The sequence below is a fragment of the Arenimonas sp. genome, assembly GCF_044348765.1.
Classification (GTDB): Bacteria; Pseudomonadota; Gammaproteobacteria; order Xanthomonadales; family Xanthomonadaceae; genus Arenimonas.
In genome coordinates this window covers 25911-36561 of sequence record NZ_JBIKSE010000015.1, presented here as the reverse complement: position 1 = coordinate 36561, position 10651 = coordinate 25911, and the positions used below count along the sequence as shown (strand labels likewise).

Sequence of the window (10651 nt, the reverse complement as noted above, 5' to 3'; positions counted from 1 at the left end):
GGCAACCCGCCAGCTGGCGCAATTTCACCGCGCTGCAGCAGCCGAGCTATCCTGATATCGGCGTGCTGGCCTCGGTTCAGACCGAACTTTCATCGCTTCCGCCACTGGTGACTTCCTCTGAAATCCTCTCGCTCAAGCAGCGCATTGCCGATGCGCAGGAAGGCCGAAGTTTTCTGCTTCAGGGCGGTGATTGTGCCGAGAGCTTCGCCGATTGCGAGTCCGGTGTCATTTCGAGCCGCCTGAAAGTCCTGCTGCAGATGAGTCTGGTACTGGTGCATGGATTGCGCAAACCGGTAGTACGCGTGGGACGCTTTGCCGGGCAATACGCCAAGCCACGATCCGCTGACCTGGAAACCAAAGACGGTGTCACCCTGCCCAGTTACCGTGGCGACTTCATCAATGGTCCCGAATTTACCGAGTCTGCCCGCATTCCGGATCCCCGCCGCATGGTCAAAGGCCATGCGCGTTCGGCGATGACCATGAATTTCGTTCGTGCACTGATTGACGGTGGATTTGCCGACCTGCATCATCCGGAATACTGGAGTCTGGGCTGGGTCTCGCAGTCACCGCAGGCAGAAGAGTACAACAAACTCGTGCAGTCGGTCGGCGATGCCATCCGTTTCATGGAAACCATTTCCGGCGAGGCCGCACACAACGTCAACCGCACCGATTTCTACACCTCGCATGAAGCACTGTTGCTGCCCTACGAGGAAGCCTTGACCCGTCGTGTGCCACGCCAGGATGGTTGGTTCAACCTGTCAACCCATTTCCCTTGGATCGGCATGCGCACCGCGCAGCTGGATGGCGCCCATGTCGCCTATTTCCGCGGCATCGCCAATCCGATCGGCATCAAGATTTCAGCGGGCGTCACCGACGCACAGATCGCAGGTCTGTGCGAAACGCTCAACCCGGACAATGAACCGGGCCGTCTTACGCTGATCCACCGCCTCGGTGCCGACAATGTCGACAAGGAGCTTCCGCGTCTGATCCGCGCCGTCAAATCCGCTGGTGCACGCGTGCTTTGGGTCTGCGATCCAATGCACGGCAATACCGAAGCCACCTCCAACGGTTACAAAACCCGCCGTTTCGATAACATCAAAGCCGAGCTTGAACGCAGTTTCGATATTCATGCTGCAGAAGGCTCGCATCTGGGCGGCGTCCATTTGGAGCTGACTGGCGAGAACGTGACGGAATGTCTCGGCGGTGCACGCGATCTGCTCGAAACCGATCTGGAAAGGGCATATCTGTCCTCGGTCGATCCGCGCCTGAATTACGAGCAGTCGCTTGAAATCGCTATGTCGGTCGTTCATAAGCATGGCAGTCTGTGCTAGAAAGCAACGCTTGGCATATATAGCTATAACAAGCGCTTATGAGCGGCTCAGGGATTATTATTTTACATGGGTGCAAAATGCGGATAGATTCATCATTGCTCTCCTTGCAGGCCGCCTAAATGATTCATGATTCCATCCTCGATACTATTGGACACACGCCTGTTGTCCGTCTTGAACGCATTGCGCCACGGCATGTACGGATGTTGGCTAAAGTGGAATTCTTCAACCCGGCTGGTTCAGTTAAGGACCGCTTGGCTTATGCCATTATCGTGGATGCGGAAAAGCGCGGAACCTTGAAGCCGGGCCAGACCATTATCGAAGCGACTTCCGGAAACACCGGAGTCGCACTGGCTATGGTCTGTGCCGCACGTGGGTATCCGTTCGTGGCGGTGATGAGCGAAACTTTTTCGATGGAGCGCCGTAAACTCATCCGCGCTTACGGGGGCAGAGTGATTCTGACGCCGGCTGCCGAGCGTGGCAGCGGCATGGTGCGCCGCGCCCAGGAATTGGCCGATAAACATGGTTGGTTTCTTGCGCGCCAATTCGAGAATCCCGCCAATCCGGCCTATCACCGCAATACCACGGCGGCCGAAATCCTGCGCGACTTCGCTGGCGAGCGCTTGGATTATTTCGTCAGCGGTTGGGGTACAGGCGGTACGCTGACCGGCGTCGGTGAAGTATTGAAAGTGGTCCGGCCGGAAGTGCGCATCGTCAGCACTGAACCGGCCGGCGCATCGTTACTAGCCGGCAAGGAATGGCAACCGCACAAAATCCAGGGCTGGACACCAGACTTCATTCCGGCCGTGCTCAACCGCACCGTAGCCGATGATAACATCCCTGTAGATGACATTGCAGCACGGGATACCGCGCGTCGTCTGGCAGCAGAAGAGGGTCTGTTCGTCGGAATTTCAGCAGGGGCGACCTTTGCTGCGGCCCTGAAGGTGGCAGAAACAGCGCCGGAAGATTCAGTCATTCTGGCCATGCTGCCCGATACCGGCGAGCGCTATCTCAGCACCTTCCTGTTCGAGGGTGTCAACGAAGGCTCCGACGATGAGTGGCTGGACGCACTTTAAGCCCGCACATCACTTTGCACGGAGAGCGGCTTCCACCAATTTTATGGCTTTTTTGAGATCTTCGTCGTTCTTGACCTGGGTCTGCGCGGCGATTTTTCCGTCACGGCCGATGATCCAGACATTCGGCATGTAATCATCGCCGAAAGCCTCCATGACCTTACCGGTTTTATCGGTGGCGGAAATCATGGACATTTCCTTGAGCTCGGCGGTAATTTTATTAATCGTCTTAGGCTCGTCCTTCACCGCGATGGACACCACCTGAAGATTAGCCAGGCCGAGCTGTTCCTGCATGTATTCCATGGCCGGCAGGCTCTTGAAGCAGTAGTCGCACCAGGTCGCCCAGAAGTGCACCACGGTGATCTTGCCGCTGTAGTCCTGCAGGATGACTTCCTCGCCGCCTTTGGCATTCTTGCCGAGCCGGAAGGGAGCGGGGTCGCCGGCCGAGAGCTTGGCCTCACAAAGGCCGGACAACATCAGGATCAAAGGGAAAATCAGGATACGCATCATGGGCAATCCACCGGCTGAAAGGGATGCCCTAATTTAGGCAGTCTGCAGGCCGGTAGACAAGCCCCTGCATACGTAGTCAATCCGCAACAGGGATTCAGGCCATGATTACGCGACTGCCGAGGCCAATTGGCTGGGCTGTTATAAGGGGTTGTGGGTCAGGGATTGCAAAATGGGCATGCGCCTGGATCGGCGTAACCGGACCGGAGATAAAGTGTCTCATGTCCGCAGACTCCACAGCCATCGCGTTCGGCTCGTATATGCCCGGTCGGAGCACCGCAGTCGGCACAAGGCAGACCGTATAGAGGAGATTGTGCCCCGAAGCCGGGTGCAGTACAGGCCGAGCAATGTGTACAGAGTCGCTGTACCAAGCGTTCCGCCAACAATGCGATTTTGTGCATGCGGGTCGGATTCATGTGTGCCCGCATATCAGTATCGACTCGGGCCAGACCATCACGTGACAACGGTGCGAGCTCATCGATTGCCGCTGACAGGTCATCGCGGCTTCGTATGCCTTTGTATACCGGTGCTCCGGGCGTCAGTATGTTTGGACGCACGAGCAGTGCATGCTCGGGAAAGCCTGACGAAGTCATAATCGGCAATGCCTCGTCCATAGAGCGCACGGTTTTCGACTGCCAGTTGGTATCGTGGCTGATGTGGTCAAGTAGCAGGACCTGGCCATGCACGTCATCGATGAAAGCTAAAATCTCATGGTGTACCGCCATGAAACCCAGCAGTGGATCTGGACCGAAGCTGGCTTCGGTGGCCAAGCCTAAGGACAACCCGCTGATTTTCATTCCCAGGCGTGCTTTGGCGAGAACTACCTCCCCTGGTGTGCCTTGACGCTCGATATCACCGGAAAATGTTCCCAGTGCATCGGTGTCTGCCGCTACCAGATCTAGCAAGAAGCCTTTCGGCATTAAAGCAGGTGCGAGCGCAGCGGTTTTGCCATGCAGGGTGGTCACGGCGATGCGCGGATTTGAATACGTCATAAGTTTATTCACCTTGTGCCCGTGAATATTCGCGAATGCCAATAAACTCAAATGGATTTTGGATTTTCACACAAAGTCAGTCAAGCGCCAGCAACTGCCAGGCCTGTCTGGCAATCAGGGATATTACGATGACCAAGAAAACAGCACGGACGAATGCCTGTCCCTTGCGGATAGCCATATGACTGCCGATATAGCTTCCCAGCATATTGCCGATGACCAAGGGCAGCGCCAGAACCCAAAGCACGAAGCCACTCAGCAACAGCACGGTCCAGGAGCTGATATCGGCCGAGACGTTGGCCGCTTTGGATACCGCCGAGGACTTGAGGAAGTCGAGCCCGAGAAAGCTGACGAAGGCGAATACCATGATGGTGCCGGTGCCCGGCCCGATCAGGCCATTGTAAAAACCGGTGCTTGCTCCGATGGCGATGGCGGCGATGCTTTCATGTTTTGGGTGGAAGCGTCGTTCTTCCTTCATGCCAAGATCCTTTTTCAGTGCCGTGTATAAAGCCAGCACCACGCAAAGAATCAAAACCGTCCATTTCAGGACTTCCGGATCGATGCGTTTGGCAAATTGCACGCCAATGGCAGACGCGGTCATGGCGGCGGCACAGGCCGGCAGGATGATGCGGCGCTCGACATGGATTTTTCGCAGATAATTCCAGGCCGCGACCGAAGTCCCCATAATCGAGCTGGTGCGCTGGGTACCGATGGCCTGCAGGATACTCAACCCCGGATGCAGATTGAGCATGGCCGGCGTCAGTACCAGCCCGCCACCACCGACAATGCTGTCAATCAGGCCGGCGGCAAAGCCGGCGAGGGCGGTCAATAGCCAGAGCGTGGTATCGATTTCCATGGGGTCTCCGGCGCATCCGAATTACAGCATAAACAAAAACCCCGCTTGCGCGGGGTTTTCAATCAGCTCCGGCTGGCACGCTTGCGCTCGTTTTCGGTCAGATGCTTCTTGCGCAGACGGATTTCCTTCGGCGTGACTTCCACCAGTTCGTCGTCTTCGATGAAGTCCAGGGCCTGTTCGAGCGTGTATTTGATGGCCGGGCTGAGCTTGATGGCATCGTCCTTGCCGGACGCGCGCATGTTGGTCAGCGGCTTGGGCTTGATGGCGTTGACGGTCAGGTCGTTGTCCTTGGAGTGGATACCGATGAGCTGGCCTTCATAAACGTTGTCGCCTTCGGCCGCAAACAGCTTGCCGCGCTCCTGCAGCGGACCCAGCGAGTAGGCGGGGGTGGCTCCCGGGGCGTTGGCGATCATCACGCCGTTGGTACGTTTGGCGATGGCGCCCTGTTCTTTCGGACCGTAGTGGTCGAACACGTGGAACAGCAGGCCCGAGCCCTGGGTCAGGGTGCGGAACTCATTCTGGAAGCCAATCAGGCCGCGGGCCGGAATCATATAATCCAGGCGTACGCGTCCCTTGCCGTCGGATTCCATGTTCTTCAGCTGGGCCTTGCGGATGCCGAGCTTTTCCATGACGCCGCCCTGATGCACCTCTTCGATGTCGACCACCAGCTGTTCGACCGGCTCCATCTGCTGGCCGTCGATTTCCTTGATGATGACTTCCGGACGCGACACGGCGAGCTCGAAGCCTTCGCGGCGCATGGTTTCGATGAGCACGGACAGATGCAGTTCGCCGCGGCCGGATACCAGGAATTTATCCGGATCCGAGCCTTCTTCGACCTTCAAGGCCACGTTATGCAGGGTTTCACGCTCAAGACGTTCACGTATCTGGCGGCTGGTGATGAATTTTCCGCCGCTGTGTTCCTTGCTGCCAGCGAACGGCGAGTTGTTGACCTGGAAGGTCATCGAGATGGTCGGTTCGTCGACAGTCAGGGCCGGCAGCGCTTCCGGCACGTCCAGGGCGCAGATGGTATCGGAGATGCTCAGGTCGGCGACGCCGGAGATAGCGACGATATCGCCGGCTTCGGCTTCGGCCACTTCAACGCGTTCCAGGCCGAGGAAGCCGAGCACCTGCAGCACTTTGCCTTGGCGCTTCTTGCCCTGACGGTCGACCACGCTGACCGGCATGTTGGTACGCACCTTGCCGCGCTGGATGCGGCCGACACCGATCAGGCCGACGAAGTTGTTGTAATCAAGCTGGCTGACACGCATCTGGAACGGACCATCCAGATCGACTTTTGGGGCGGGAACATGCTTCATGATCGCTTCGTACAGCGGGGTCATGTCGCCGTCGCGGGCCGAATCATCCAGGCTGGCATAGCCATGCAGGGCCGAGGCATACACGATCGGGAAGTCGAGTTGCTCATTGGTGGCGCCGAGTTTGTCGAATAAATCGAACACCTGGTCGATGACCCAGTCGGGACGTGCGCCGGGACGGTCGATTTTGTTAATGACCACAATCGGATTGAAGCCCATTGCAAACGCTTTCTGGGTCACGAAGCGGGTCTGCGGCATCGGGCCATCCATGGCGTCGACCAGAATCAGTACTGAGTCCACCATCGACAGCACGCGCTCGACCTCGCCGCCGAAGTCGGCGTGGCCCGGGGTGTCGACGATGTTGATGCGATTACCGTTCCAGTTGATGGCAGTGTTCTTGGACAGGATGGTGATACCGCGTTCCTTTTCCTGATCATTGCTGTCCATCATCCGTTCGGTGGTGACCGTACGTTCGTTGAAGGTGCCCGACTGCTTCAGCAGGCAATCGACGAGAGTGGTCTTGCCGTGATCGACGTGTGCGACGATGGCGATATTGCGGAGGTTTTCAATGGACATAGGGAAGGGCTGCCTGGAGACGGCATATACGGTCAGTAAGTAAGCCGATTATTATACCCTGTTAGGGCATGTTAAGGCGATTTATGGCATCCTATTCAACCCTTATTCATTGATTCCGGAGTGTGCCATGTCCGATTTAACCGCCGTTTTGACCACCGACCGAGGTGCCATCCGCTTGAAGCTGTTCGCCGACATCGCGCCGCTGACCGTCGCCAATTTTGTCAACCTGATCCAGCGCGGCTATTACAACGGCCTTAAATTCCATCGCGTGATTCCGGATTTCATGATTCAGGGCGGTTGCCCGAATGGCGTCGGCAATGGCGGCCCGGGCTACCGTTTCGAAGATGAATGCAGCCCTAAGGCGCGCCATGGTAAAGCTGGCATGCTGTCGATGGCCAACGCCGGCCCCGGCACCAATGGCAGTCAGTTCTTCATTACCCATACCGCGACCGATTGGCTGGACGGCAAGCATACGGTGTTCGGTGAAGTGGTTTCCGATACCGATCAGGCGGTGGTCGATGCCATCCGTCAGGGGGACGTCATCCAATCCGTTGTCATTGAAGGCGATGCATCGGCGCTTCTGGCCTCGCAGGCGGAGCGTATCAGTCAGTGGAATGCCATCCTGAATGCCTGAGTCCGAAATGTGGTGTGATTCAACGAATCGGGCGCCCAGGGCGCCCGATTCCGTTTAAGGGCTTTCTGGCGTAAGTCGATGGAATCAATCGACCGGTTAAAGGCCTGCGAAGCAAGACCGTAATCGTTATCGGGAGGGGAGCTATAGCTATACTGGTTGTCGTGCGTGCGGCCGGCCAGAACATGCGCTGTCTGCCATCATGATATGATATGCCACCGATTTTCTACAACAAATTCCGGAACCGCATCATGCCTGCATTAGCCCAGCGCATCGGCCGCGCCAAACCTTCCGCCATCATGGCAGTCGCCGAAAAGGCGAAAGCCCTGAAAGCTGCAGGACGCGACATCATCAGTTTTTCCATTGGCGTGCCAAATTTCCTGCCCGGCCCACACATCTACGCAGCAGCAACAGAAGCCCTCGCCAAGGATTCCGGCCAGTACGGATCCAATCGCGGTGCTGATGCGTTGCTGGATGCCTTCTTGGGCCATATTGAACGTGCCGGTCTGACTGGTTACGCCCGGGCAAACATTGCTACCGGCATCGGTGCCAAGCACATCCTGTATAACCTGGCTGAAGCGCTACTGGATGAGGGCGATACCATTGCGTTCGCAGTGCCTTACTGGACAACCTATCAGGATATCGCCGATATTCTGAATGCCAAGTCCCTGCATCTGAAATGTCCGGCCAGCCAGAATTATAAAATCACTCCGGAGCAACTGGATAACGCGTTGCAGAAGAAGCCGAAAGTGTTTTTATTCAACAATCCGAACAACCCTACCGGAATGGTTTACAGCAAAGAAGAAATCGCGGCGTTGGCTGAGGTGCTGGTGCGCTACCCCGACACCTGGATCATCGCCGATGACATCTATCACCGCATGGTGTTCGATGGCCTTGGGTACCATAACTTCGTCCAGTTCCGGCCGGAGCTACGCGACCGCGTGATTTTCGTGGATTCCTTGTCCAAGACCTACGGTATGCCCGGCTGGCGCGTCGGCTTCATTGCCGGCCCGGAAAGCGTCGCTAAAGCCATTACCACTTTGAACTCAAACCATATCACCAATATTCCGGAAGTGGTCACTGCCGCCGCCGTTGCTGCATTGACCGGCCCGCAGGATGTGCCAATCCAGAAGAATGCCGAATTCCAGCACAAGCGTGACCTGGTAATGGCGGCCATGAATTCGATTCCGGGTCTGGTCTGTCCGCGTCCGCAGGGCGCATTCTATGTTTTTCCGGATATTTCCTGTGCTTTTGGAAGGTCGCACAATGGCAAAGTCATCGGCAACGATGTTGATTTCTGTAACGCACTTCTGGATGCCAAAGGTGTTGCCTGCGTGCCCGGTTCCGCGTTCGGTGAGCCGAAATCCCTGCGTATTTCCTATACCTGCCCGAGCCCGCAGCTGCCGGAAGGCCTGAAGCGTTTCGTCGAATTTTTCACTGAATTGACCTAATCCTGGAGAGATAGCATGAAAGCCCCCATCCGTGTAGCTGTGACCGGTGCCGCCGGCCAAATCGGTTATTCCCTGCTGTTCCGCATTGCCTCTGGTGAAATGCTGGGCAAAGACCAGCCGGTCATCCTGCAGATGCTGGAACTGCCGATGGAAAAAGCCCAGGCCGCGCTCAAGGGCGTGATGATGGAACTGGAAGACTGCGCGTTCCCGCTGCTGGCGGGCATGGTCGGTACCGATGACCCGATGGTCGCGTTCAAGGACGTCGATGTCGCCTTGCTGGTCGGTGCCCGTCCGCGCGGACCGGGCATGGAGCGCAAGGATCTGCTGCTGGAAAACGCGAAGATCTTCACCGTGCAGGGCAAGGCCCTGAATGCTGTCGCTTCGCGCAATGTCAAGGTTCTTGTGGTCGGCAACCCGGCCAACACCAACGCCTACATCGCGATGAAATCGGCGCCCGACCTGCCAGCTAAAAACTTCACCGCCATGCTGCGTCTTGATCACAACCGCGCGCTCAGTCAGTTGGCCGCCAAGGCCGGCGTTGCCGTCGGTGATATCGAAAAGATGGTGGTCTGGGGCAACCACAGCCCGACCATGTATCCGGACTACCGTTTCGCCACTGCCGGCGGCATTTCCCTGAAAGACAAGATCAACGATGCCGACTGGAATGCCAACACCTTCATTCCGCAGGTGGGCAAACGTGGTGCTGCCATCATCGAGGCGCGCGGCCTGTCCTCGGCGGCCTCCGCCGCCAACGCCGCCATCGATCACATCCGTGACTGGGTACTCGGCACCAACGGCAAATGGGTCACCATGGGCGTTCCGTCCGATGGCAGTTATGGCATTCCCGAGGGCGTCATGTACGGCGTGCCGGTGAGCTGCGCCAACGGTGAATACACCCGCATCGAAGGACTGCTGGTAGACGCCTTCAGCCGCACCGCGATGGACAAAACCCTGGCCGAGCTGGAAGAGGAACGCGCCGGCGTCGCCGATCTGCTGTAATCATGCAAGGCGGCTTCGGCCGCCTTTCACACTTTAGGGGCATTCAATGCAAACACCCGGCCAATCATTCCGTCTTGCAGTCGCCGAGGAATCACCCTTGCAGGTCATGGGTGCCATCACCGCCTATGCCGGCCTGATGGCTAAACGCACGGGTTACAAGGCGCTGTATCTTTCCGGCGGCGGCGTTGCTGCCAATTCGTTGGGTATACCCGATCTGGGCATCAGCACCATGGAAGATGTACTCACCGATGCCCGCCGCATCGTGGATGCTACCGGCATGCCGTTGCTGGTCGATATCGACACTGGCTGGGGTGGGGCATTCAATATCGCCCGCACCATCCGCAGTTTCGAGCGCATCGGTGTGGCAGCCGTGCATATGGAAGATCAGATCGGCCAGAAGCGCTGCGGCCATCGGCCCGGCAAGGAAGTGGTCAGCCTTCAGGAAATGACCGACCGCTTCAAAGCCGCTGTTGATGCCCGTACCGATTCGGGTTTCGTTTTGATGGCGCGCACCGATGCCGCTGCCGTCGAGGGATTGGATTCCGCCATAGAGCGTGCTGTCGCCTATGTTGACGCCGGAGCCGACATGATTTTCCCTGAAGCGATGAGCTCACTTGAGGATTACCGTAAATTCAAAGCGGCGGTGAAGGTGCCGATTCTGGCCAATCTGACCGAATTCGGCTCGACGCCGTTCTACAGCACCGATGAACTGCGTGATGCCGGCGTGGACATCGCCCTGTACTGCTGCGGCGCCTACCGCGCCATGAACAAGGCCGCGCTGAATTTCTACGAAACCGTCCGCCGCGACGGCACCCAGAAAAACATCATTGATGCCCTGCAGACCCGTGCCGAGCTTTATGATTTCCTGGATTATCACAGCTATGAAGACAAGCTTAATGCGTTATTCGCCGATAAGAAATAAGGAATG

Annotated in this window: 10 protein-coding genes; 6 read left to right on the top strand and 4 right to left on the bottom strand. The window is 57.3% G+C overall.

Annotation, left to right across the window (positions count from 1 at the left end; all coding sequences use genetic code 11):
* A partial coding sequence (locus ACIQ0Q_RS04145; RefSeq protein ID WP_395771689.1) for a class II 3-deoxy-7-phosphoheptulonate synthase occupies positions 1 to 1331 on the top strand: 1331 nt, incomplete at its 5' end.
* 119 nt (positions 1332 to 1450) lie between these two features.
* Complete coding sequence (gene cysK / locus ACIQ0Q_RS04140) at positions 1451 to 2404, top strand: cysteine synthase A (protein WP_395771688.1); 954 nt, start codon at positions 1451 to 1453, stop codon at positions 2402 to 2404.
* A gap of 9 nt (positions 2405 to 2413) precedes the next feature.
* Here the strand turns inward: cysK and ACIQ0Q_RS04135 are convergent, their stop codons facing one another.
* From ACIQ0Q_RS04135 to typA, 4 genes are all read right to left on the bottom strand, one after another.
* Positions 2414 to 2911: a TlpA family protein disulfide reductase gene (locus tag ACIQ0Q_RS04135; RefSeq protein WP_395771687.1), complete on the bottom strand. Its 498-nt coding sequence runs from the start codon at positions 2909 to 2911 to the stop codon at positions 2414 to 2416.
* Between the two features lie 155 nt (positions 2912 to 3066).
* Positions 3067 to 3900: a DUF6671 family protein gene (locus ACIQ0Q_RS04130; RefSeq protein WP_395771686.1), complete on the bottom strand. Its 834-nt coding sequence runs from the start codon at positions 3898 to 3900 to the stop codon at positions 3067 to 3069.
* A gap of 76 nt (positions 3901 to 3976) precedes the next feature.
* Positions 3977 to 4753: a sulfite exporter TauE/SafE family protein gene (locus ACIQ0Q_RS04125; protein WP_395771685.1), complete on the bottom strand. Its 777-nt coding sequence runs from the start codon at positions 4751 to 4753 to the stop codon at positions 3977 to 3979.
* A gap of 62 nt (positions 4754 to 4815) precedes the next feature.
* The gene (gene typA, locus ACIQ0Q_RS04120) at positions 4816 to 6642 is read right to left on the bottom strand and encodes a translational GTPase TypA (protein WP_395771684.1); all 1827 of its coding nucleotides are present in this window, start codon (positions 6640 to 6642) and stop codon (positions 4816 to 4818) included.
* A gap of 127 nt (positions 6643 to 6769) precedes the next feature.
* Here typA and ACIQ0Q_RS04115 point away from each other — a divergent pair, with 127 nt between their 5' ends.
* The 4 genes from ACIQ0Q_RS04115 to prpB all read left to right on the top strand — a co-directional run bounded on the left by ACIQ0Q_RS04115 (position 6770) and on the right by prpB (position 10645).
* Positions 6770 to 7276 (top strand): peptidylprolyl isomerase, encoded by a 507-nt coding sequence (locus tag ACIQ0Q_RS04115; RefSeq protein WP_395771683.1) that lies wholly within the window; start codon positions 6770 to 6772, stop codon positions 7274 to 7276.
* Positions 7277 to 7524: 248 nt separating this feature from the next.
* Positions 7525 to 8724, top strand: coding sequence for an aminotransferase class I/II-fold pyridoxal phosphate-dependent enzyme (locus ACIQ0Q_RS04110; RefSeq protein WP_395771682.1), 1200 nt, complete (start codon positions 7525 to 7527; stop codon positions 8722 to 8724).
* 15 nt (positions 8725 to 8739) lie between these two features.
* On the top strand, positions 8740 to 9723 hold the full coding sequence (locus ACIQ0Q_RS04105) for a malate dehydrogenase (RefSeq protein ID WP_395771681.1): 984 nt from the start codon (positions 8740 to 8742) through the stop codon (positions 9721 to 9723).
* Between the two features lie 46 nt (positions 9724 to 9769).
* Entirely contained in the window at positions 9770 to 10645 is an 876-nt protein-coding gene (gene prpB / locus ACIQ0Q_RS04100; RefSeq protein ID WP_395771680.1) for a methylisocitrate lyase, read from the top strand.
* Positions 10646 to 10651 lie beyond the last annotated feature (6 nt).